This window comes from Streptomyces aurantiacus JA 4570 (genome assembly GCF_000414115.1).
GTDB classification, from domain to species: Bacteria; Actinomycetota; Actinomycetes; order Streptomycetales; family Streptomycetaceae; genus Streptomyces; species Streptomyces aurantiacus_A.
In genome coordinates this window covers 82,076-103,827 of sequence record NZ_AOPZ01000007.1, presented here as the reverse complement: position 1 = coordinate 103,827, position 21,752 = coordinate 82,076, and the positions used below count along the sequence as shown (strand labels likewise).

Here is a 21,752-nt window from a genome sequence, read left to right as displayed (position 1 = left end):
CCCGCCTCACCGCCGCGGGCCTGCGCGTGCGCGACCTGCCGGTGCTGCGGGACGTCGACTCCGCGGCGGACGCGGCGGCGGTCGCGGCCGAGGCCACACACACCCGGTTCGCCGCCGAACTCGCCCGCCTCGCCCGGGCCGGGCGCCGATGAGCACGGTCGTACCGCCCCCGGACGCGGCGCCCTCCTGGTGCGCGGGACCGTACGCGGAGGCGCTCCGCACCGGCCGCGGACCGCTGTTCCTGCGCCGCGCGGACGGCTGGCTGCTCCCCCTCGACGTGGAGCGCTGGTGCGCGGCGCCGGACCCGGCCGACCTGTCGGCGCTGCGCCGCTGCGCGGGGCCCGTACTCGACATCGGCTGCGGCCCGGGCCGCCTGGTGGCCGCGCTCGCCGCGCTCGGCCACCGCTCGCTCGGCATCGACGTGAGCGAGGCGGCCGTCCGGCACACCCTGGGCCTGGGTGGCACGGCGCTGCGCCGCTCGGTGTTCGAGACGCTGCCGGGCGAGGGCCGTTGGGGCACCGCGCTGCTCATGGACGGCAACATCGGCATCGGCGGCGACCCGACGGCGCTGCTCGCCCGGGTCGCCGAACTCCTCGCGCCGCGCGGCCTGTTGATCGCCGAGACCGCCCCGGTCGACATCGACGAGCGGGTGTGCGTCCACGTCGACGACGGAAGCGGGCGGGCCGCGCCGGACGAGGTGTTCCCCTGGGCCCGGCTCGGCACGCCCGCGTTGCTCACGTACGCCCGCGCGGCGGGCTGGCAGGTCGCCGATCAGTGGTCGGCGGGCGGCCGCTCGTTCGTGGCGCTGCGCCGCCGGGACGCACGGGACGTACGCGGCGTACGTGACACGCGTGCCGTACGCCAAGACCGCCCCGTCCCCGGGACCCGCCCCGCGCGCGACGCCGACCACATGCGCAGCGACAGCCACAGCGCCGAGCCCGCGAACAGCGCCGCCGTCACCAGCAGCCAGCGCGTGAGGAACACATCGGCCGGCAGGGCCGTCGACCTTTCGTAGCGCGGGACCTGACGCGTGATCAGCGGATACCAGACGAGCAGGAGCAGCAGCGAGAGCGCCGCCGGGACCCGGACGAACACCGTCCAGGCCCGGCGGCGCCCGCCGAGCAGCGCCGTCACCACCCGGTCGGCCGCCGCGTACACCGGCACAAGGACCAGGTCGTGCAGCAGCGCGGCGCCCACGAACCACACCGCGACCAGGAACCAGTCGTCGGCCGGCAGCCGCACGCCCGCGTAGAGCGCGAGCGCGAACGAGGCGAGCAGCAGCAGGAGATGGAGCGGCCCCGCGCCGTACCAGCGCCGCAGCCGAGCGGAAACTTGCTTCATCACAGTTCTCCGAAGGTCAGCCGGGTCACCCATTTGGTGTTCAGTACGCCCGGTGCGGCGGGCACGATGACGCGGGCCGGGTAGCCGTGGTCCGGCGTCAGGTCGGCGCCGTTGACGCGCAGGGCGAGCAGGGAGCGGGCGTCGCGCACCTGGTTGTCGCGCAGGGCCGCCTTGCGGAAGGCGCCGCGCAGCTGGAGGGATTCCACGAGGACAGCAGGTGGCTCGTCCTCGTATCCGGCGAGCGCGGCGAGGTCCCGCAGCCGTACGCCGCTCCACGCCTGGTCGGACGTCGACCAGCCCTCGACGCAGGCGATGGGCAGGTCGGCGGAGTGCTGGGCGAGGCCGAGCAGGTCGGCGCGGGTCAGGCGCACGGTGCGGCCGCGGCCCTCGACGACGAGCCGCCATGCCTCGCCGGTGCGGTCCGCGCCGACACCCACTGACAAGGCGGTCTTGTTGACCTGGAAGGCGCCGGGCCCCTTGCCCGGCTCGGCGCCGCCGTGCGGGGCGAACAGGGCGGTGGCGCGCGGCCAGCCGTCGAAGCTCTGCCCCGCGGTCGTGCCGAAGAGCAGCAGGGAGCCGCCGCCGACCAGGCCGAGCGCGCCGCGCCGGGACACGGTGGGCTCGGCGGCCGGGGGCCTGTCGTGGGTGCGCAGCTGCTCCCGCAGTCCGCGTTCGCGCAGCACCCGCACGGTCCGGGGCAGCTTCAGCGCCGCGTGCGCGACGAAGGCGCCGAAGAACACCCAGGCGCCGTAGAAGTGCAGCGGATAGAACGAGCCCGGGAAGAGGTACTCCAGCTGGATGTTGAGGACGCCGGTCGCGAACTCGAAGAGCGCGCCGCCCACGAGCAGCAGCAGGGAGAGCCGCTCCAGGGCGTGCGACACGGATCGCACCGGCGGCAGCGCGAACAGCTTCGGCAGCACCGACCACAGCTTGGCGAGCAGCACCGGGATCAGCGCGATCCCGACGGTGACGTGCAGGCCCTGGTTGAGCCGGTACAGCCAGTGCGGGTCGGTGGGCCAGTCGAAGAGGTAGAAGCCGAGCAGGCCCTTGTCGGGCGTCTTGTCGTTGACGGCCGCGAGATCCGGGTTGTACGCGGCGTACGACAGCAGTCCGGTGACGAACAGCAGTGTCATCCCGAACAGCAGCACCGTGCCGAGCACCGCGGTGAACCAGGTCCCGCGCACCGGGCTGCGCCAGAAGCCCGGGGACGACGGCGACACCGGCGCCGACGGGATACGGGCCCTGAGTCTGCTCAGGAAGGAAGGAGTGGGTGGGTGGCCCATGGATGCGTCCTCGGCGGTCCGCGCGACGTGGGTCCGTCGCCTTGCCCCGACCGTATGGCGCGCGACCTGCGGTTCGGCCGCCGAAACTCATGACGAAACGCTGACGGTCGCGTCGGCGGCCACCGTGTGTCCCGGGAGATCTGACGGTTCGGTGACGCGGGGCCGCGCAGCCGCCCGTGGCACCCTTCGGCGGCCTACCGTGCCAGCGTGAACCGCCAAGAACCACGCACGCCCGGCCCCCGACGGGACCTCGTCGCCGCCGGGCTCGCCGTCCTCCTCGTCACCGCGGCCGTCGTCGTCGGCCGGGTCATGGAGGACCGTGACGGCAGCCTGCACGTCAACTGGCCGCCCCTGTACGCCAAGTGGGACCCGCACGTCGGCCCGGGCACTCCGGCCGCGCTCGCCGTCGCCGTCGCCGTCGTCGCCCACGGGCCGGTGCTCGCCGCCCGTCTGCCCTGGCGGGCGCTGCTCGGGTCGGCGTGGGCGGCGTCCACGGCCTGGATCTGGTCGCTCGCGCTCGTCGACGGCTGGCACCGGGGCGTCGCCGAGCGCCTCACCACGAAGTACGAGTACCTGCGGGTCGTCGACCGCTTCGACGACATCCCGGCGGCGCTGCGCGACTTCACCCAGCACATCGTGCAGGTGCCCGGCGAGTACCACTGGCCAGCGCACACCGCGGGCCATCCGCCCGCCGCCCCGCTGACCTTCGTCTTCCTGGACCGGATCGGCCTGGGCGGCGGCGGGTGGGCGGGCGCGTTCGTCATCACGGCGGGCAGTACGGCGGTGCTGGCGGTGCTCATCACGCTGCGGGCCCTCGGGGACGAGGCGGTGGCCCGCCGTGCGGCGCCGTTCCTGGTGCTCGCGCCGGCCGCCGTGTGGATGGGGGCGTCGGCGGACGGCTACTTCGCCGCCGTCGCGGCCTGGATGACGGCGTTGCTCGCGCTGGCCGCGACGCGCGCGGTCCGCTGTCCCGCCCTGGCCGCGACCGGCGCCGGGCTGCTGTTCGGCCTGACCTGCTATCTGTCGTACGGCCTGACGCTCTTCGCGGTGGTCGTCGCCGGGGTCCTGCTGATCGCCCGGACGGTGCGGCCGCTGCCGTACTTCGTGGCGGGCGCGGTGGTGGTGCCGCTGGTGTTCACGGCGCTCGGCTTCAACTGGTGGGAGGCGTACCACCTGTTGGTGGACCGCTACTACCAGGGGGCGGCCGGGGTGCGCCCCTACTGGTACTGGATCTGGGCCAATCCGGCCTGCACCGTCCTCGTCGTCGGGCTCGCGACGGTGGCGGGCCTGCGGCGGACGATCGTGGCGTCACCGGGCGCGGTACGTCGCTGGCGTGCGCGGGAGACCACGGCGGCGGACCGGCTGGTGGGCGTGGTGCTCGTCGCCCTGCTCGCGGTCGCCGCCGCCGATCTGTCCGGCATGAGCAAGGCGGAGACGGAACGCATCTGGCTGCCGTTCGCCCTCTTCCTGCTCCCGGCCGCCGCGCTGCTGCCGCGCCCGGCCGCGCGGGCGTGGCTGACGGCGCAGGCGGTGCTCGCCCTGGCCGTCAACCACCTGCTGTTCACGGGCTGGTGAGCCCGGTGCGGGGCCCGGAGCGGGTCACACCTTGTCGGTGATCCGCTCCAGCGGTACGTACTTGAAGTTCTGGTTGCCGCTGCCGCCGGGCGCGCCGTTGGAGCCGTCCTGGCAGATGAACACGCCCTTGGGGAAGGCGGAGCCGAGGGCCGTGGCGGTGGCGTCGATGCCGTCGGTGTCCTCGCAGTCGTCGGCCACGGTGCCCGAGGCCACGCCGAAGCGGCCGAGGTAGGAGCCGTTGCGACGGTCGTACACCGTGAAGTCGTTGCTGCCCTGCGAGGAGACGAAGAGCCGGTTCCCGGCGGCGGTGATGCCCTCGGTGTCGGCGGTGATGTGGCCGCCGGAGCCCGTCGAGTCGAGCTTGGTGCGGGCGGTGCCGGAGCCGGGCTCGGCGCCGTAGACCCACACGCCGACGTCCTCCTCGCCGAGGTACAGCTTGCCGGTGGTCTCGTCGGCGTAGCAGCCCTCGACGGCGGACCCGGCGTCGAAGAGCCGCACGGAGGTCGCGGTCACCGCGTCTCCGCTGACGGCCAGCTCCCACTGCTCGACGCGGCCCGACGTGGAGTTCGGGTAGGCGTAGAGCTTGCCGGACTCCGGTGACGTGTAGAGGCAGATGCCGTGCGCCGTGACCTCGGTCGGCACGTCCTTGAGGTGCTTGAGCCGCCGCGTGGCCGGGTCGATCCGGTACACGCGCATGGCGCCGTCGCCGCCCGCCGCCTCGTCGTCGGCGGACACGACGACATTGCCGCGTACGTCGACGTTGTTGCCGTAGTCCCCGCTGATCCGCTGGATCCGGGCGCCCTTCAGGTCGTACACCTCAAGGGCGCCCTTCTTGTCGGTACCCACCACGACGGACTTGGCCGGGTCGCCCGGGTGCACCCAGATCGCCGGGTCGTCGGCCGCGTCACCGCTGCCCGAGACCGGCGCCGTCTCCACGGTCGCGGTGACGTCGAAGTCCGCGACCGCGTGCGCGGGTATCGCGGCCTGGAGGAGGAGTGCGGCGGCGCCGGCCAGGGCGCTCGCGGAGAGAAGCGAGGTACGGAGCTTGCGGGTGACGGGCACCGGTGTGTCCTCTTCGTCGGGGGCGAATTCGCCGGGGGCGGGGGGAGTTCGCCGGGGCCGGGCGAGTTCGCCGTAGGGGCAGGTAGAAGCGGGATGAGCGTGCCAGCGGTGCGCGAGCGGGCCGTGAACACGAGTTGAACGTGTGCAGTCACACATCGTGGCGGCGGGGGCGGGCCCGCCCGTGGCCGCCTCATCCGTGGGCCTTCGCCTCCCCCGCGCACACCGCCGCCCATGCCCCCGCCGCCAGCGACTTGCGGTCGTTGCCGTACAGCGGCGGGTGCGCCGTGACCCGTACGGTCAGTCCGCGCGCGACCGCGACCCGCCGCAGCGAGCCCCCGAACCCCTCGTCCCCGAGGAACGCCGCCGACGTGCTCACCGTCCCGCCCTGCCGGTACCCCACCGTCACCGGCCGCACCGCCACCCCCGCGTCCACCGCCGCCTGGAACGCGGCCCGGCGGAACCGTCCGGCGGAGACCGAGCACCACGTCGTGGCCTGCGGGAAGACGAGCACGGACCGGCCGGACGCCAGCGCCTTGGCCAACTCACCCACCATCAGCGGAAGTTCACGCCGGCCGCCCTCGCGATCGATGAACTGCGTGCCCATGCGGCGGGCGAGCGTGCCGACGACGGGCCACCGGCCCACCTCCTTCTTGGCCACGAAGGACACCGGCTCGACGGCCAGCAGCGCGACGACGTCCAGCCACGAGATGTGGTTGGCGACGATCAGCGTGCCGGCGTCGGAAGCCGGCACGCTCAGCGGCCAGCGGCCCGCCTCGAGTGCCACGCCGAGCGCCCGCAGCACGCGCCGCGCCTGGACGCGGGGCGCGACGTCCCCGGCGAGGCGCTCGCCCAGGAGCAGGCTCCGGGTCAGCTCGCGGGCGAGGGCCGCGTACCGCCCCGCGGCGACGGCGGGCCCCACCCGCCGCACCGGCCGCACCGCGCAGGACCGTGGACAGCCCGCGTCCACGGCCCAGGGGTTCACGCGCTCCTCCCGGGCACGGCGGCCCCGCGCGCAGCGTCCCCGCGTTCCGCGTCCCCGAGGAAGAACCGGCGGTGCCTCTCGCTCAGCCGCTCGGTGTCGAGCAGCACGAAGAAGTCGGCGGAGTCGAACTCCGGGTCGTGCGCGGGCGCCCCGCACATCCAGGCGCCGAGGCGCAGATAGCCGCGCAGCAGGGGCGGCAGGTCGGCGTAGGCCGGCCGGTGCCCCGAACGGTCGCCGGGCGTCCACGGGTGGTGCGGGTGGACGCGCAGCTCGGGCGGCGAGGCGTGCTTGGCATCGCCGAGCAGCCAGGCGCTGGCGGCCGCGGTGCCGCCGTCGCTCAGCGGCACGGAGGCGCAGCCGGCCAGGTAGCGGTGCCCGGAGAGCAGGACGTAGCGGGCGAGCGCCGACCACATCAGGTTGATCACGGCGCCGGAGCGGTGGTCGGGGTGCACGCAGGAACGCCCGGCCTCGATGGTGGCGGAGCGCAGCGACCGCAGCGCGGTGAGGTCGAACTCGCCGTCGGAGTAGGCGAGGTCGGTGCGGCCGGGCGGGATCAGCCGGTAGGTGCCGACGACGTCGCCGCTGGTGGTGTCGGTGATGATCAGGTGGTCCGCGAGCTCGTCGTACGCGTCGATGTCGTGTCCGGGCAGGGGCGTGTCGAGCGAGGCGCCCATCTCCTCGCCGAAGACCTGGAAGCGCAGGCGCTGGGCGGCCCGGATCTGCTCCTCGGAGTCGGCGATGGACGGCACGTAGAGGGGCGCGTCCGGGGTCCCTGGGGCGCCCGGTACGCCGATGGCGGGAGCGGGAGCGGGGGCCGGGGTGGCGGGAGCGGCCGCGGGGGCGGGAGTGACGGGTGTCGCGGGCATGACATGTTCTCCGTTCGATGGGGACGGACGGGGAGTCCGCTGGAACCGACGGGCAGGAGCGGGGAGCGGGACAACCGGGAGCGGGGAGCCGGTGAGGAGCGGTGGTGCCGGGGAGCCGGTGGGGAGCGGTGGTGCCGGAGAGCCGGGAGCGGAAGCGCGGACGGACGGGGAGACTGCGGCCGACAACGGGAAGGGCGCCTGTTCAGCACGGTGACCGCCCCGGCTGAACTGCGCACAAGGTCCGCGAGACCGATCGTGCCGACCCTCGTGAGCATCAGGTGAACGGCGGTGACCGGAACGCGTCGCGCGCCCCCCGCCCGGCCCGGGCGCCGCGTGCCCCGGCCGGGCACGCCGGGTACGGTCGTCGCACGCCGGCCGCCGCCCCGCCCGGCGGCGCCACGGGAGGGAGCGCAGCACATGATGGGCAGCAAGCAGCTCAAAATCGGCCTGCGGGTCAACGACCTCAAGGTCTCCGGCGACCTCTATCTGAAGCTCGGGTTCCGCGAGCTGCCGAACGACGAGCAGCCGAACCTGCGCTATCTCACCTTCGGCCACACCTGGCTGATCCTGTCCGCCCTGCACGCGCACGGGTACTACGACGAGGAGCACGGCGAGGCGACGCGCCGGGGCCCGCTCGGCCTCGGCTTCACGCTGGCCGTGCCGACGCCCGACCTCGACGCGGCCCACGCCCTGTGGCGCGCCGAGGGTCTCCCCGTCGTGTCGGAGCCGGAGGACACGGACTGGGCGCGGGTCTTCGTGGGCCTGGACCCGGACGGCTACGAGGTGTCGTTCGAGCAGTTCCACGAGGAGTACCGGGGCGGGCGGGGCTGACCGTGCCGCACCCGCTGCCGCTGGCCGGCATCACCGTGGTCAGCCTGGAACAGGCCGTCGCCGCCCCCTTCGCCACCCGCCAGCTCGCGGACCTGGGCGCCCGGGTGATCAAGGTGGAGCGCCCGGGCGGGGGCGACTTCGCCCGCCGCTACGACACCACCGTGCACGGCGAGGCCAGCTATTTCGTCTGGCTGAACCGCTCCAAGGAGTCGCTCACCCTGGACGTGAAGTCGCCGGAGGGCCAGGAGATCCTGCGCGAACTCCTCGCCGGTGCGGACGTGTTCGTACAGAATCTCGCGCCGGGCGCGGCCGACCGCCTCGGTCTCGCGGCCTCGGACCTCCAGGCCCGCCACCCCTCCCTGATCACCTGCACGGTCAGTGGTTACGGCACCACGGGGCCGTGGGCGGACCGCAAGGCGTACGACATGCTCGTGCAGTGCCAGACCGGCCTGCTCTCGCTGACCGGCACGCCCGAGGAGTCGGTGCGCGTGGGCATCTCGGTCGCCGACATCGCGGCGGGGATGTACGCCTACAGCGGCATCCTGTCGGCGCTGTTCACGCGCGCGACGACCGGCCGCGCGCCAGCCGTGGAGGTGTCGCTGTTCGACGCGCTCGCGGAGTGGATGAGCCAGCCCGCGTACTACACGCGGTACGGCGGCACGCAGCCGCCGCGCGTCGGCGCCCGGCACGCCACGGTCGCGCCGTACGGCGTGTTCACCGCGGCCGACGGCAAGGAGGTGCTGCTCTCCGTGCAGAACGAGCCGGAGTGGGCGGCGCTGTGCGAGACGTTCCTGGGGCGCCCGGAACTGGTGGCCGACCCGCGCTTCGCCACCGGGTCCGCGCGGGTCGCGCACCGCCAGGAGCTGGACGCGGTCATCGCGGCGCGGTTCGCGGCGCTCGACGGCGCGGAGGCGACGGCGCTGCTCGACGCGGCGAACATCGCCAACGCGGGCGTCAACACCGTCACGGACTTCCTCACGCACCCCGTGCTCACCGAACGCGGCCGCTGGCAGGACGTCGGCCTGCCGGGAGCGGCGCCCGGCGTCCAGGCGCTGCTGCCGCCCGCCCAGCTCTCCGGCGTGGACCCGCGCATGGACCCGGTTCCGGACGTGGGCGAGCACACGGAGAAGATCCTGGCGGAGCTCGGCCGGGCGGCGGCGGACGTCGAGCGGCTGCGGGAGGCGGGCGTCATCTCCCCGCGGCGGAGCGGGAGTTAGGGCGGCCCAGGCCGCCCGGTCGCGGGACGGTCAGACGCCGAGGCCCTCGATCACGACCGCGGTCGGCAGCCCGGCGAACACCTTGCCCGGCACGATCAGCTTGCCGCGGCGGCTGCCGCTGCCGATCAGGACGTACGGCAGGTCGGCCACGGCGGCGTCGACGAGGATCGGCCAGCCGCCGGGCAGGCCGATGGGGGTGATGCCGCCGTACTCCATGTCGGTCTCGCCGACGGCGGTGTCCATGGGCGCGAACGACGCCTTGCGGGCGCCGAGTTGGCGGCGCACGACGCCGTTCACGTCGACGCGGGTCGCGGACAGGACCACGCAGGCGGCGAGCGTCGTCTCGCCCGCCCGCCTCCCGGCGACGACGACGCAGTTCGCGGACTGCGCGAGCAGTTCGGGGCCGTAGTGCTCCACGAACGTGGCCGTGTCGGCCCACGCCGGATCGGTGTCGACATGGATCAACTCGTCGGCGGGCACGGGCCCGTTCCAGCCGCGTACGGCGTCGGCCACAGGGGCGACCAGGAGGTCGAGGGCTTCCGGGGCGGGGCGGACGACGTCGAAATCACCTAGGGGAGCGCGCATGCCCGCACGGTAACGCAGGGCACGGGCACGCGGGCCACGAGGTCGGGGGGCTCAGTACGCACCCGCGTGAGCGGGCGGGACCGACACCGCCATCGTCATCTCGACCGGCTCCGCGCCCTTGTTGTGGTACCCGTGCGCCACATTGGCCTCGAACGACGCCGCCGACCCGGCCGCGACGAGGTGCTCCTCGCCGTCCACGACCAGCGTCAGCTCGCCCGTCCTGACGTGCAGCAGCTCCAGCGTCCCCGGCGGGTGCGCGTCGGAGTCGCTGCCGTCGCCCGGCATCAGCTGCCACGACCACAGCTCGAAGGGCCCCCGCGATTCCGTGCCGACAAGGAGGGTCGTGCTGCTGCCCGCCTCCGTGGACCACATCCGCACGGCCTGCTCGGGCGGCACGAGCCGGACGTGCGGCCCCTGTTCGTAGTCGAGCAGCGTGGTGATGCTGATGCCGAGCGCGTCCGCGAGCTTGACCGTGATGCCGACGCTGGGGTTCGTGCGGGCCTGCTCGATCTGGATGATCATGCCTCGGCTGACGCCCGCGCGGGCCGCGAGCGCGTCGAGCGTGAAGTTCCGTTCGGTGCGCCAGCGCTTGAGATTGCGCGCGAGCGACTGAGTCAGCTGGTCGAGGTCCGACACATTCCGTCCAATATTTTGGATGACAGAGTTCACTGTACTGAACTACGGTGTGGTGCACCTGATGGTTCCCGAAGGTTCACCACACTGTACTGCGAGGCTCCGATGACAGCACTGTTCGCCCTGGCCACCAGCCTGATGTGGGGCCTGGCCGACTTCGGCGGCGGACTGCTGACCCGGCGCTTCCCCGCCCTCACGGTGGTCGTCGCCTCGCAGTGCGTCGCCGTCGTCGTCCTCGGTGCGATCGTGGTGGCGACCGGCGGGTGGACGGAGTGGGGGCCGCAGCTCTGGTTCGCGGTCGGCGCGGGTCTGGTCGGCCCGGTCGCCATGCTCGCCTTCTACAAGGCCCTCGCCCTCGGCCCGATGGGCGTCGTCTCGCCGCTCGGCTCGCTGGGCGTCGCCGTGCCGGTGAGTGTCGGGCTCTTCCTCGGCGAGCGGCCGGGGCTCGCGCAGTTCGCGGGCATCGCGGTGGCCGTGGCGGGCATCGTCCTGGCGGGCGGCCCGGAGCTGCGCGGCGCCCCGGTGCAGCGCCAGGCGGTGCTGCTCACGCTGCTCGCGGCGTTCGGTTTCGGCGCCGTCATGGCCCTGATCGCGGAGGCTTCGAGCACCGTCACCGGCCTGTTCCTGGCGCTGTTCGTGCAGCGCGTGACGAACGTGGTGGCGGGTGGCACGGCGCTGTACGTCTCCGTGCGGCGCGGCGCGGCGGCCCTCCCCGAGGGCGCGGACATGCGGGCGATCTGGGCCTCGCTCCCCGCCCTCGCCTTCGTCGGCCTCGCGGACGTCGCCGCCAACGGCACGTACGCCATCGCGGCGCAGCGCGGCCCCGTCACCATGGCCGCGGTGCTCGCCTCCCTCTACCCGGTCGTGACGGCCCTCGCGGCCCGCGGCGTCCTGAAGGAACGACTGCGCGGGATACAGGCGGCGGGGGCGGGCCTTGCGCTGGTGGGCACGGTGCTGCTGGCGACGGGCTGAGTCACGGCGGGTTCCGCGCCGCGCAGCGGGCGCGACGAAGTCTGCGGTACGAAGCGCCCCGTCAGGGGCGCGGGGAACTGCGCGACCAGCCCTCACCGACTCGCAGGAAAAACACCGCACAACCAGCGAGGGGGCTCAGACGTTCCCCTCCACGTCGGCCAACCGCGCGACCTCCAGGTCGGTCAACTCGCCCAGCGCGAGCAGCTGTTCCGGGGTGATCCCCTCGGGGATCGGCACAGGGGCGGGCGTACGCAACGGCGGCTCCCACCCCCGCTCCGCACACCACGTCCGCACGACCCGGGCGGGCGCCCCCGCCACCACCGCGTGGTCGGGCACAGCGCCCCGCACCACCGCTCCGGCCGCCACCACCACATTGCGGCCGAGCCGCGCGCCGGGCAGGATCACGGCGCCCGTGCCGATCCAGCAGCCGGGCCCGATCTCCACCGGCTCCATCCGCGGCCACTGCTTGCCGATCGGCGTCTCGGGGTCGTCGTACGAATGGTTCGTCGAGGTCACGTACACATACGGCCCGAAGTAGCAGTCGTCGCCGATGGTCACCGTCGTGTCCGCGATGACATGGCTGCCGCGGCCGAGGACAACGCCGTCGCCGATGCGCAGGATCGGGTCCGGGCCGAGGTCGAGGTCGGGCATCAACCCGGCGGTCAGGGTGACCTGTTCGCCGACGACGCAGTGCGCGCCGAGCCGGATCCAGGGCGCCCCGAAGATCGTGCCCTGCGGGAACGCGAGCTTCGTGCCCTCGCCGATCGCGCCGAACCGCAGCCGTCCGGGCCGCCGCGCGGTCACCGCGCCCGTGCGCCGCACCCACTCCCACCCGGCGTGGACGGCGCGCTGCGTCGCGCCGCGCCGCCAGGCGGCCAGCGATGAGAACACGTTCTTGTTTCTGGGCACCCGCTCACCGTACTCAGCCCGGCGCGCACCCAGCACACCCACCGGCTGTGATCTTCACCCCACGCGGCGGCGCCGGCCCCGCCGTCCCGTACGGTTCGCTCAGGCGCGACGAGGTGACGACGCGATGCCGCGGGCGGCGAGGGCAGACGCCATGGCGGCACGGGAAAGAAGGAGAGAGCCGATGAGCCACGAGGCACTCGTGATGGGCTTCGGCGGCAAGGACCCGAAGGTCGACCCGGGAGCCTTCACGGCACCCACGTCGGTGGTGATCGGCGAGGTGACGCTGAGCGCGGGCGCGAGCACCTGGTACGGCGCGGTGCTGCGGGCCGACTGCGGACCGATCGAGGTCGGCGCCGACAGCAACATCCAGGACAACTGCAGCCTGCACGTCGACCCGGGCTTCCCGATCTCCGTCGGCGAGCGCGTCTCGGTCGGCCACAACGCGGTCCTGCACGGCTGCACGGTCGAGGACGACTGCCTGATCGGGATGGGTGCCACGGTGCTCAACGGCGCGGTGATCGGCGCCGGTTCGCTCGTCGCCGCGCAGGCGCTGGTGCCGCAGGGGATGGTCGTGCCGCCCGGCTCGCTGGTCGCGGGCGTGCCCGCGAAGGTCAAGCGGGAGCTCACCGAGGAGGAGCGCGCGGGCATCTCCCTCAACGGCACGCTGTACGTGGAGCTGGCGAAGGCCCACCGCGAGGCGGGGGCCTCCGCCTGACCGGTCAGCCGTCCCGCTTCACGCAGGTCCGGTCCTCGCCCGGCAGCTTGCCCGTGGCCAGGTAGGAGTTGACCTTGGCGTCCACGCAGGCGTTGCCGTAGTAGCCGTACACCCCGTGCCGGTTGGCGCCCTTCAGGGTGATCAGCTTGGAGCTGGGCAGCAGGCCGCGCAGCGCCACGGCGCCCTCGTGGTCGCTGCGCGGGTCGCCGGTCGCGCTCACGAGCAGTGCCGGGGTGTCGTGCCGCACCTGGGTGGGCCGCTCCTTCGGACGGTCCCAGAAGGCGCACGGGCCGATGTTGTTGGTCAGCGGGCCGGTGACCGGGTGGGCGGCGCGGCTGCGCTGGATGTCGCGCCAGTAGCGCTCGGGGTCGCGCGGGGCGGCCCTGTCACCGCACAGGATGGCGCTCTGGACGCTGCCGTACTGCGACTCCTTGCCGGTCGTCATGTTCTCCAGGACCGCCTTGAACTCCGCCGGGATGCGCGTCGGCCGGCCGTCCGCCGCCTTGGCCAGGACGGACATCTGCTCGCCGAAGGCCGCCCGCGCCTCGTCGGTGTCGTCGGATATCCCCATGACCAGCAGGGTCGGCACGTGGGTGTCGTCGAGCCGGAAGACGTCCGGGGACGTGCCCACGGTGAGTCCGCGCCGCGCCGAGACGTCGATGGCGTGGTCGAGGGTGGCGAGCACCTGGGCGCGGGTGCGGCCGAGGCCGTAGGTGCCGTGCCGCTTCGCCGCCCAGGTGGCGAACCCGGCGAGCGCCTGCTCGTTCTCGGCCTCCGTGCCGCGCAGCAGGCGGGGGCTGTAGCGGCGCGGGTCCAGGACACCGTCGAGGACCACCCGGTCGTGGCGGCCGGGGAACATCTGCGTGTAGACGGTGCCCAGGTAGCTGCCGTACGAGTAGCCCAGGTACGAGATCTTCTTCTCGCCGAGGGCGCCCCGGATGACGTCCATGTCACGGGCCGTGTTGCGCGTGGTGACGTGCGGCAGCACCGGACCGTTCGTGGCACGGCACTTGGCGGCCAGGTCCTTGTGCAGGGCGACCTGGCGGTCGAAGCCCGCCCGGCCGGTTCCGGAGGAGAAGATGGAGGAGCTGACCGGCCACTCGCAGTCCAGCGGCGTGCTGCGGCCGACGAAGCGCGGGTCGACGCCGATGATGTCGTAGCGCGCGCCGACTCCCTTCATCGCCTTGCGGATGTCCGGGCCGTCCCCGAGGGAGGGGCCTCCGGGGCCGCCGCCGTTCAGCAGCAGCGGGCCGACCCGGTGGCGGGTGTCGGTGGCCTTGAGCCGGGAGATCGCGACGGTGATGGTCCGGCCGCCCGGGTCGGAGTAGTCGAGCGGTACGGTCACGTCGGCGCAGCGCGCGCCCGCCTTCTCCAGGTCCTTTCCCGTCTCGTCGTCCGGCCCGATGACACAACTGCGCCAGTCCGGACGCTGGTTGTAGTAGCGGGCGAGGCCGGTCCCGGAGGATTGCGCGCCGCCCTCGCGGGCCGTGGCGGAGGGCGTGGTCGCCGGAGCCGAGGCCACGGCGGGGACGGCGGTGAAGCAGGCGGCGAGGGCGAGGCCCACCGCTGAGGTACGGCGCACGGCGGCGCTTGGGGCGATCACGGGGTCTCCTTGAATCGTTCGGTGCGGTCGGAGCCGCAGAGGGCGCTGTCCACGACGGCGCGGAAGTCCTGTTCGGCCCGGTCGGTGTCGGGCACCTGGTTGAGGGCGAGGGAGACGGTGCGGCCGCCGGGGCCGATCGCGCCGAGCGCCCGGTGCCCGCCGGGCACGGTCCCGCTGTGCCCCCACCACCGGCCGCCGCACTCCAGCGGGGTGGCGATGAGACCGAGCCCGTACCGGGCGCCCGGCCAGAGCCGGTCCGGGTCGGCGGGGACGGTGCGCTGCATCTCGGCGAGCCAGCGCGCGGGCAGCAGCTTCCCGCCGAACAGCGCGCCGAAGAACCGGTCGACGTCGGCGGGCGTCGAGATCAGTGCGCCGCCCGCACCCCCGAACGTCACGTTCCACTCGGTGCCGTCGACCCTGGGCCCGGGCGTGCCGTCCTTCTCCTGGGCCGCGGGGAAGTAGCTGCGCGAGTGCGGGCCCTCGATGTGGGTGCGGTCACCGGGCCAGTAGGTGTCGCGCAGGCCGAGCGGCCGCAGGATCCGGCGCTTCACCTCCGCCTCGATGCCGCGCCCGGTGACCTTCTCGACGATGAGCCCGGCGACGAGGGTGTTGGTGGTGGAGTAGTGCCACTTCTTGTCCGGGGGTGGCATCTTGAGCGCGGTCGCGATCAGTTCGCGGGGCTCGAAGTGGCGGAACCGCCACTCGTTCACGGGCCGGTCGGCGAAGGCTTCGACGTGGTCGGGGAGCCCGCTGGTGTGCTGGAGCAGTTCGCGCACGGTGATCGTGCGGCCGTCGTGGCCGTTGCCGCGGATCAGGCCCGGCAGATAGCGCTCGACCGGGGTGTCGAGCCCGATCCGGCCCCGCGCGGCGAGCTGTACGACGACGGTGGCGGTGAAGGTCTTGCTGACGCTGCCGATCCGCAGCCGGTCCCGCGCGGCCATCGGGCGGCCGGTGTCCAGGTCGGCGACGCCTCTGGCGGCGGACCAGCGGCCGCAGCGGGGGTCGGCCACCGCGGCGGCGGCACCCGGTATGCCGTGGCGGTCGACGAGGACGCCGAGGGAGTCGGTCACGGCGCCGCGCGTGGCATCGCAGCCGGCGGGCGCCGCCGGGCGAAGCGGAGCAGCCGGGCGGAGCGGGGATCCCGGACCGGCGGCCGCGTCCGACGCGGCTGCCACGGGGGCGAGGAGCGTCAGCGTCGCCGCCGACACCACAACCGGCACGACTCCGCGCCGTGTCCGCCGGGACCGCCGGGACCTCGCAGGCCCTGCTAAGAGGGAACTTCTACCGATGCGTCGTACACATGTCATGTCGTTCGACGCTAGAGGCGCAAGGCCCCGCACTCACTGGGGCCTGCACCCGAATCCCCCGGGGGCCGGTCCCCCGCATCGCCACGGGGGCAGGCTCCACCGCACACGAAGGGACCGGCCACGCGCACGGTGGTTCACCGCGTCGCGGCCGCCGATTCGCCCTCCATGACGGCGGACCCGAGGGCCGCCTCCGCCGCGTCCGTCGCAGCCGCCGCCTCGGCCTCCGTGCGCGCCGCGTGCTCCTCCGCCGCCTTCTTCGCCCGCCGCTTGACGAGCAGCATCGAGCCGACGCCGATCAGGACGGCGATGCCGAGGCCGACGTACGAGAAGCGCTTGAGCCAGTCCTCCGCGACCACGCCGATGTAGTAGATGACGGCCGTCGTGCCGCCCGCCCACACGATTCCGCCGAGTACGTTGGCGATCGCGAACTTCCAGTACGGCATGCGCAGGACGCCCGCGAGCGGCCCGGCGAAGATGCGCAGGAGCGCGACGAAGCGGCCGAAGAAGACCGCCCACATGCCCCACTTCTGGAAGGACCGCTCGGCGCTGCCGACGTTCGCCTCGCTGAAGTGCTTGGGGAACTTCCGCCCCAGCCAGGCAAGCAGCGGCCGGCCGCCCTTGCGCCCGATCGCGTACCCGATGGAGTCGCCGATCACCGCGCCCGCGGTGGCGCACGCGCCCAGGATCACCGGGTTCACGTCACCGTGCTGCGACGAGAGCAGCGCGGCCGAGACGAGGACGATCTCGCCGGGCAGCGGGATGCCCAGTGACTCCAGGCCGATGACCAGTCCGACGAGCGCGTAGACGCTGACGGCCGGTACGTTCTCCAGCCACTCCTGGACGTGCAACCCGTTTCCTTCCGCTGTGGGTGATCCCCCGGCGTGCGCGCCCTGGTCGATCACGCACGCCGGGAAGACTACCTGTTCAGCGACGTGCGGCCGCGTCCCACAGATCACAGTGGTGCGCGCGGTGGGCGGTGCCGACGACTGCGTTCCCGCCGGCCGACGCGGTGCGCAGCGCGAGCACGTCGCCGGGTCGAGTCCGCTGGTCGGGAGCGTCCGGCCCGCCGTCCGCGCGGGGCACTCCGGAGTGGATGAAGGAACTCCAGTAGCGCGTCATCTGCCGGGCGAGGACACGCTGTTCGGCGTTCAGCGGCGTTTCGAGGCCGAAGTGTTTGAAGAGATATTGCACTTCGTTTACGTGCGTCGCGCCGAAGGCGAAGTCCGTGCCGAGCTTGCGCAGGCTGGCGAACGGCGGCGACGTCCGGTCGGCGAACTCGTAGGCGTAGACGGGGCCGCGCCGTGCGAGCGAGCCGCCGAGGCGCAGCGCCGAGCAGGCGAAGATCTCGTCGCCGAGGGTCGCGGCGAGGGCGTGCGTGGGGGTGGCGTACCCCGCGAGCGGGTAGCGCCGCAGCACCCGTTCCCCGAGCTCGGCGCCGTACGTACGGTCGAGCGCGGCCGGGTACTGCTCGGCGGTGAGCGGCCGGCCCCGGCCGTCGTACTGTGCGAAGGCGAAGAGTGTGCCCTCGTCGGTGTTGGCGCCGTTAAGGACGGGCACGCCCGCCGCGCTCCCCCGCGCGAAGGCCACCTTCGGCTGGACCGGCAGGAAGCTCCCGCCGACGACCGGCCCCCAGTCGAACCCGGCCTGCGCGGCGAGCAGGTCCTTGGCGGGCCTGGCGCGCAGACAGGCCACCGCGGTCGCCGGGTCCGGGCAGCCCGCCTTCCTGGCGAACGCGGCGCCGTCCCCGGCCGCCCGCCGCCGCTCGCGGCCCGCGCAGTCGTCGTACGCGCCGCTCTCGACGACGGCCGAGCGGAACAGGCCGCGGCCGGTGGGCGAGGCGAGGTGGGTGCACACGGAGCGGCCGCCCGCGGACTCGCCCGCGACGGTCACCCGGCGCGGGTCCCCGCCGAACCGCCCGGCGTGGGCGCGCACCCAGCGCAGCGCGGCCTGCTGGTCGAGCAGCCCGTAGTTGCCGGACACCCCGTCGGACGCCTCGCCGTCGAGTTCCGGGCCCGCGAGGAAACCCAGGGCGCCGAGGCGGTAGTTGACGGTGACGACGACGGTGCCGGTGGTGCGGGCGAAGCGGTCCGGCACGATGTCCGCACCGGCGCCGGCGGTGAGCCCGCCACCGTGCAGCCACACCATGACGGGCCGCTTCCCCTCACCGCCTCCGGCCGCACCGGACCCGGCGCGCCCTTCGGGGACGTACACATTGAGATCGAGGCAGTCCTCGGTGTGCGTCGGCTGCTCGTACCCGGGATCCCAACTCGCCGTCTGCACGCACCGGTTTCCGAATTCCGTGGCCTCGCGCACGCCGCGCCACGGCTCGACGGGGCGCGGTTCCGTCCAGCGCAGCTCGCCGACGGGCTGACGCGCGTACGGGATCCCGAGGAACTGCCGTCCCTCACGGGTGACTTGCCCGCGCACCCAGCCTGCGTCGGTGCGCACCAGCGCCGCACCGCTCTCGCCTGCCGCGAGGCGGTCGGCCCGCACCCCGGGGCCCGCCTGGGCCGTCTGGGGCGCGATCCCCGCCACTGCGGCCGCCGCCAGCACGCCGACGACCGCCACGAGACGCCGCCCCCGGCCGCGCCACCCGTGCCCGCACCCGCCCCTCATCCGCGCACCTCCTTCACGTGAACGGACCCCGAAAGCAGCAACTCCCCTGACGACACGCCCACTTGAACGGACCGCCGCCCCGTACCGAGCACCCAGTCGTGCCGCCGCGCGTCCCACAGCGACAGCGTCCGCGCCGCGACCCGCACGGTCACCCGCCGCTCCTCCCCCGCCCGCAGCGCGACCCGCCGGTAGCCCCCGAGCACGCGCACCGCCTGGTCGAGGCGCACGTCCGGCGAGGCCCCGACGTACACCTGAGCCACGGTGATCCCGTCGCGCCGCCCGGTGTTGCGCACCCGGAAGCCGACGTCGAACCCGCCGTCGCGCGCCGCCGGGCGGGTCGTCAGATCCCGGTAGGCGAAGGTGGTGTACGAAAGGCCGTGCCCGAAGGGGAACAGCGGCCGCACGCCCTCCGCGTCGTACCAGCGGTGGCCGACGTGGATGCCCTCCGAGTACTCCTCGACGCCGTCGACACCCGGGTAGCGGCGCGGGTCGCCGGCCGTCGGATGCCGGTCGTCGTCGACGGGGAAGGTCTGCGTGAGCCGGCCGCCCGGATCGCAGTCGCCGAACAGGACGGCGGCGGTGGCGGCCGCACCCTCCTGCCCCGGGTAGTACATCTGCAGGACGGCGGCGGTGCGCTCCAGCCAGGGCATCGAGGTGGCCGACGAGGTGTTGAGGACGACGGTGGTCCGGGGGTTGGCGGCCGTCACCGCCTCGATCAGGGCCTCCTGGTGGCCGGGCAGGGCGACGGTCGTGCGGTCCTGGCCCTCGGTGGCGTCCTCGTACGCGAACAGCACGACGGAGTGCGCGGACCGGGCGGCGCGCACCGCGTCGGCGACGTCGCGCGCGCGGGTCGCGGAGGTGACCCGGCGGAGCCGGAACGTCTGTCCCTTCTCCCCGCCCTTCGCGGAGATCTGGAGGCGGTGCCCGCCACGCGTCAGCGCCACGGTCTTCCTGCGTACGGAGAGTCCGTCGGGCGCGGTCGACACCAGGCCGCCGGTGAAGTACTCACCGAAGCCCGGAGCGGGCGGGAACAGCTCCACTCCGTCGAGCCGCACCGTCGGCCGCGCGCCGGAGTAGTGGATGACGAACGTCCACTCGTCCGCCGCCTCGGCGGTCAGGGCCCCTTCGTACGTCCACTGCTCACCCGCGCCGACGCGCTGCCCCTCCGGGTCGAAGCCGCCGGGCGAGAGCACCCCGCCGGGAATCGCCTTGCCGAACAGGTCCTCGCCGAGCGCGTAGTGGACGCGCGCGCCGCGCCCCGCACGGGACTTGACGGCGTCCAACGGGCTCACGGCACGGTCCGGGATCACGTGCGCGCTGCCGCCGCCGCTGAGATCGGAACCGCCGCCGCTGACGAACGGCAGCGCGCCGGTCGGGCCGATCACGGCGAGGGAGCGGGCGGCGCGGCCGGTCAGCGGCAGCGCGCCGCGCCGGTTGCGCAGCAGCGTGGCGCCGGCCTTGGCGACCTCGAGGGCGACCGCCGCCCCGGCCCTGGCGTCCCGGTCCGGGCGCGGCGGCGCGCTCCCGTCGAGCAGCCCGAACCGGTCGAGCACACCGAGCAGCCGCCGCACCGACCGGTCCACGTACGCCTCGGGCACGCCGCCGCCCTCGACGGCCCGCTTCAGCGCCGCGCCGAAGTACGTGCCGTCCGGCATCTCCATGTCCAGGCCCGCGCCGATCGCGGCGGCCGTCGAATGGGCCGCGAACCAGTCGGTCATCACCCACCCGCCGAACCCCCACCGCGCGCGCAGCACCTCGTCGAGCAGCACCTTGTTCTCGCAGGCGAAGGCCCCGTTGACCTTGTTGTACGCCCCCATGACCGAGCCCACGCCCACAGCGACCGCGGCCTCGAAGCCGCGCAGCTCCGTCTCGTGCATGGTCCGTTCGTCGACCCGCACGTCGACGGACATGCGGTCCTTCTCCTGGTTGTTCATGGCGAAGTGCTTGACCGTCGCGATGAGCCCCTCCTCCTGGATGCCCTTGATCTCCTGGGCGACCAGGTCGGCGGAGAGCAGCGGGTCCTCGCTGAACGTCTCGAAGTTCCGGCCCGCGTACGGGGTGCGGATGAGGTTGACCATCGGCGAGAGCAGGACGTCCTGACCGAGCGCACGCCCCTCGTGCCCGATCACCCGGCCGTAGCGGCGGGCCAGTTCGGGGTCGAACGCGGCGGCGAGCAGCACGGGCGCGGGCAGCGCGGTGGCGTGCGCCGTGACACGTACGCCCGCGGGGCCGTCCGCGAGCCGCAGCTCCGGAATGCCGAGGCGCGGCACGCCGGGCACGTATCCCGCCTGTCCGAGCCCTCTCGGGTCGTTCGCGCCGTGCAGCAGGGAGATCTTCTCGTCGAGGGTGAGCCTGCGGACCAGCGACTCCACGCGGGGCCCGGCGCCGGGGCCCGGCCGGCGGTGGGCGGTCGCGTGCGCCGGGACCGGCAGTCCGGAGGTGGCCGCGGCTGCCACCGCGACCGCCCCTCCCATCAGCCGCAGGGTGGTACGCCGGGACACGGTGTCGGACATGGGCCGTCACTTCCTTCGGTTCCGTCGGTTCCTTCGGTGCGCGAACGATGTACACGTGCCAGTACCGGGCAGGTCTTCGGACCTTGAACGAACTCTGCGAAGAAGTGGAGTGGACGCACCGAGGGACACCACCGGTGCGGCGGGAAAACTATGACCGGAGGTGACGCGTGTCAATGACCTGAGCAAAAGCCTTGAACGCAAGGCCGATTCGACGGGGCGAGGGTCAGCCTCCTGTGGAGGCACACTCGTCGCTGCCGCCGCCGCTGCGGCACCCGACCGGTCCCGTCCAGGTCGAGGCGGGGACCGGCTCCGACCGCCGGTCCACCCGCTCCTGGTACTCCATGCCGCCCAACACGGCGACGGTGACCAGCGCCGCCATGAGCGCCTGGGTCCACAGGGTCACGACGGCGCGCATGCGCCGGGCGGCGACGACGGCGAGAACGGCGAAGAGCCCGGCCGCCCCGGCGGCGACGAGATAGCCACCCAGGCGGTCGGGCTCGGTGTCGGCGGCGGGGTCGAGCGAAAAGCCCGACAGGAACCACATCCCGAACACCACGCAGAGGAAGGCCCCTTCGAGCAGGAAGAGCCCCACGGCCGTGGCGACGTCCGGGCCGAGGTCGGCACGGGAGTCGGCGGAGGCGTCGAAGGCGGGAGGCGCGGACGGCAGACCACTCGGGCTCATGCCGCCATACTCACCGCGAACGCCTCAGGCCGCCTGAGTACGCGTACTCAGGCGGCCTGC

Annotated in this window: 20 protein-coding genes and 1 pseudogene; 8 read left to right on the top strand and 13 right to left on the bottom strand. The window is 73.9% G+C overall.

The window, feature by feature from the left end:
• From STRAU_RS43360 to STRAU_RS44620, 3 genes and pseudogenes are all read left to right on the top strand, one after another.
• Positions 1 to 152 (top strand): annotated as a pseudogene (locus tag STRAU_RS43360) (glycosyltransferase); the annotation flags it as partial.
• A complete protein-coding gene (locus STRAU_RS01110) occupies positions 149 to 1,015 on the top strand; it encodes a class I SAM-dependent methyltransferase (protein ID WP_016638361.1) in 867 nt (288 codons plus the stop codon). The pseudogene STRAU_RS43360 and the gene STRAU_RS01110, both read left to right, overlap by 4 nt.
• Before the next feature lie 15 nt (positions 1,016 to 1,030).
• On the top strand, positions 1,031 to 1,252 hold the full coding sequence (locus STRAU_RS44620; RefSeq protein WP_037656872.1) for a hypothetical protein: 222 nt from the start codon (positions 1,031 to 1,033) through the stop codon (positions 1,250 to 1,252).
• An 88-nt stretch (positions 1,253 to 1,340) separates the two neighbouring features.
• Here STRAU_RS44620 and STRAU_RS01100 read toward each other — a convergent pair whose 3' ends face one another.
• Positions 1,341 to 2,624: a molybdopterin-dependent oxidoreductase gene (locus tag STRAU_RS01100; protein WP_078620881.1), complete on the bottom strand. Its 1,284-nt coding sequence runs from the start codon at positions 2,622 to 2,624 to the stop codon at positions 1,341 to 1,343.
• 207 nt (positions 2,625 to 2,831) lie between these two features.
• On the opposite strand from STRAU_RS01100, the gene STRAU_RS01095 reads away from it, so the two are divergent.
• Entirely contained in the window at positions 2,832 to 4,199 is a 1,368-nt protein-coding gene (locus tag STRAU_RS01095; RefSeq protein ID WP_016638358.1) for a hypothetical protein, read from the top strand.
• Between the two features lie 24 nt (positions 4,200 to 4,223).
• On the opposite strand, the gene STRAU_RS01090 is transcribed toward STRAU_RS01095, so the two are convergent.
• From STRAU_RS01090 to STRAU_RS01080, 3 genes are all read right to left on the bottom strand, one after another.
• On the bottom strand, positions 4,224 to 5,261 hold the full coding sequence (locus STRAU_RS01090; protein ID WP_016638357.1) for a phytase: 1,038 nt from the start codon (positions 5,259 to 5,261) through the stop codon (positions 4,224 to 4,226).
• Positions 5,262 to 5,451: 190 nt separating this feature from the next.
• Positions 5,452 to 6,243, bottom strand: coding sequence for a lysophospholipid acyltransferase family protein (locus tag STRAU_RS01085; protein ID WP_259299794.1), 792 nt, complete (start codon positions 6,241 to 6,243; stop codon positions 5,452 to 5,454).
• Positions 6,240 to 7,109 carry a GNAT family N-acetyltransferase gene (locus STRAU_RS01080; RefSeq protein ID WP_016638355.1) on the bottom strand — a complete coding sequence of 290 codons (870 nt, stop codon included), beginning with the start codon at positions 7,107 to 7,109 and terminating at the stop codon, positions 6,240 to 6,242. Before STRAU_RS01080 ends, STRAU_RS01085 begins: the two co-directional genes overlap by 4 nt.
• A gap of 417 nt (positions 7,110 to 7,526) precedes the next feature.
• Between STRAU_RS01080 and STRAU_RS01075 the strand changes: the two genes are divergently transcribed.
• Together STRAU_RS01075 and STRAU_RS01070 are read left to right on the top strand one after the other, a co-directional pair.
• Positions 7,527 to 7,940, top strand: a complete 414-nt coding sequence (locus STRAU_RS01075; protein WP_016638353.1) for a VOC family protein — start codon at positions 7,527 to 7,529, stop codon at positions 7,938 to 7,940.
• Complete coding sequence (locus tag STRAU_RS01070) at positions 7,937 to 9,157, top strand: CaiB/BaiF CoA transferase family protein (protein ID WP_037656910.1); 1,221 nt, start codon at positions 7,937 to 7,939, stop codon at positions 9,155 to 9,157. Before STRAU_RS01075 ends, STRAU_RS01070 begins: the two co-directional genes overlap by 4 nt.
• 30 nt (positions 9,158 to 9,187) lie before the next feature.
• On the opposite strand, the gene STRAU_RS01065 is transcribed toward STRAU_RS01070, so the two are convergent.
• Both STRAU_RS01065 and STRAU_RS01060 read right to left on the bottom strand, forming a co-directional pair.
• Positions 9,188 to 9,742, bottom strand: coding sequence for a YbaK/EbsC family protein (locus STRAU_RS01065; RefSeq protein ID WP_016638352.1), 555 nt, complete (start codon positions 9,740 to 9,742; stop codon positions 9,188 to 9,190).
• Between the two features lie 51 nt (positions 9,743 to 9,793).
• On the bottom strand, positions 9,794 to 10,378 hold the full coding sequence (locus tag STRAU_RS01060) for a helix-turn-helix domain-containing protein (RefSeq protein ID WP_016638350.1): 585 nt from the start codon (positions 10,376 to 10,378) through the stop codon (positions 9,794 to 9,796).
• A gap of 102 nt (positions 10,379 to 10,480) precedes the next feature.
• On the opposite strand from STRAU_RS01060, the gene STRAU_RS01055 reads away from it, so the two are divergent.
• The gene (locus tag STRAU_RS01055; RefSeq protein WP_016638351.1) at positions 10,481 to 11,347 is read left to right on the top strand and encodes a DMT family transporter; all 867 of its coding nucleotides are present in this window, start codon (positions 10,481 to 10,483) and stop codon (positions 11,345 to 11,347) included.
• 135 nt (positions 11,348 to 11,482) lie between these two features.
• On the opposite strand, the gene STRAU_RS01050 is transcribed toward STRAU_RS01055, so the two are convergent.
• Entirely contained in the window at positions 11,483 to 12,256 is a 774-nt protein-coding gene (locus STRAU_RS01050) for an acyltransferase (RefSeq protein WP_016638349.1), read from the bottom strand.
• 181 nt (positions 12,257 to 12,437) lie between these two features.
• Here STRAU_RS01050 and STRAU_RS01045 point away from each other — a divergent pair, with 181 nt between their 5' ends.
• On the top strand, positions 12,438 to 12,971 hold the full coding sequence (locus STRAU_RS01045) for a gamma carbonic anhydrase family protein (protein WP_016638348.1): 534 nt from the start codon (positions 12,438 to 12,440) through the stop codon (positions 12,969 to 12,971).
• Between the two features lie 4 nt (positions 12,972 to 12,975).
• On the opposite strand, the gene STRAU_RS01040 is transcribed toward STRAU_RS01045, so the two are convergent.
• The 6 genes from STRAU_RS01040 to STRAU_RS01015 all read right to left on the bottom strand — a co-directional run bounded on the left by STRAU_RS01040 (position 12,976) and on the right by STRAU_RS01015 (position 21,692).
• Complete coding sequence (locus STRAU_RS01040; RefSeq protein ID WP_037656870.1) at positions 12,976 to 14,574, bottom strand: alpha/beta hydrolase; 1,599 nt, start codon at positions 14,572 to 14,574, stop codon at positions 12,976 to 12,978.
• Positions 14,571 to 15,644 (bottom strand): serine hydrolase domain-containing protein, encoded by a 1,074-nt coding sequence (locus STRAU_RS01035; RefSeq protein WP_016638346.1) that lies wholly within the window; start codon positions 15,642 to 15,644, stop codon positions 14,571 to 14,573. Before STRAU_RS01035 ends, STRAU_RS01040 begins: the two co-directional genes overlap by 4 nt.
• Positions 15,645 to 16,015: 371 nt before the next feature.
• A complete protein-coding gene (locus STRAU_RS01030) occupies positions 16,016 to 16,729 on the bottom strand; it encodes a DedA family protein (RefSeq protein WP_052028902.1) in 714 nt (237 codons plus the stop codon).
• Between the two features lie 76 nt (positions 16,730 to 16,805).
• Entirely contained in the window at positions 16,806 to 18,497 is a 1,692-nt protein-coding gene (locus STRAU_RS01025; RefSeq protein ID WP_052028901.1) for a carboxylesterase/lipase family protein, read from the bottom strand.
• On the bottom strand, positions 18,494 to 21,010 hold the full coding sequence (locus tag STRAU_RS01020) for a beta-glucosidase family protein (RefSeq protein ID WP_016638343.1): 2,517 nt from the start codon (positions 21,008 to 21,010) through the stop codon (positions 18,494 to 18,496). Before STRAU_RS01020 ends, STRAU_RS01025 begins: the two co-directional genes overlap by 4 nt.
• Positions 21,011 to 21,233: 223 nt before the next feature.
• The gene (locus tag STRAU_RS01015) at positions 21,234 to 21,692 is read right to left on the bottom strand and encodes a DUF6234 family protein (RefSeq protein WP_016638342.1); all 459 of its coding nucleotides are present in this window, start codon (positions 21,690 to 21,692) and stop codon (positions 21,234 to 21,236) included.
• Positions 21,693 to 21,752: the final 60 nt, after the last annotated feature.

Coding starts and splice junctions, on each gene's coding strand:
- STRAU_RS01110 (WP_016638361.1), top strand. CDS start 149: ATGAGCACGGTCGTACCGCCCCCGGACGCGGCGCCCTCCTGGTGCGCG.
- STRAU_RS01100 (WP_078620881.1), bottom strand. CDS start 2,624: ATGGGCCACCCACCCACTCCTTCCTTCCTGAGCAGACTCAGGGCCCGT.
- STRAU_RS01080 (WP_016638355.1), bottom strand. CDS start 7,109: ATGCCCGCGACACCCGTCACTCCCGCCCCCGCGGCCGCTCCCGCCACC.
- STRAU_RS01075 (WP_016638353.1), top strand. CDS start 7,527: ATGATGGGCAGCAAGCAGCTCAAAATCGGCCTGCGGGTCAACGACCTC.
- STRAU_RS01065 (WP_016638352.1), bottom strand. CDS start 9,742: ATGCGCGCTCCCCTAGGTGATTTCGACGTCGTCCGCCCCGCCCCGGAA.
- STRAU_RS01055 (WP_016638351.1), top strand. CDS start 10,481: ATGACAGCACTGTTCGCCCTGGCCACCAGCCTGATGTGGGGCCTGGCC.
- STRAU_RS01045 (WP_016638348.1), top strand. CDS start 12,438: ATGAGCCACGAGGCACTCGTGATGGGCTTCGGCGGCAAGGACCCGAAG.
- STRAU_RS01025 (WP_052028901.1), bottom strand. CDS start 18,497: ATGAGGGGCGGGTGCGGGCACGGGTGGCGCGGCCGGGGGCGGCGTCTC.
- STRAU_RS01020 (WP_016638343.1), bottom strand. CDS start 21,010: ATGTCCGACACCGTGTCCCGGCGTACCACCCTGCGGCTGATGGGAGGG.
- STRAU_RS01015 (WP_016638342.1), bottom strand. CDS start 21,692: ATGAGCCCGAGTGGTCTGCCGTCCGCGCCTCCCGCCTTCGACGCCTCC.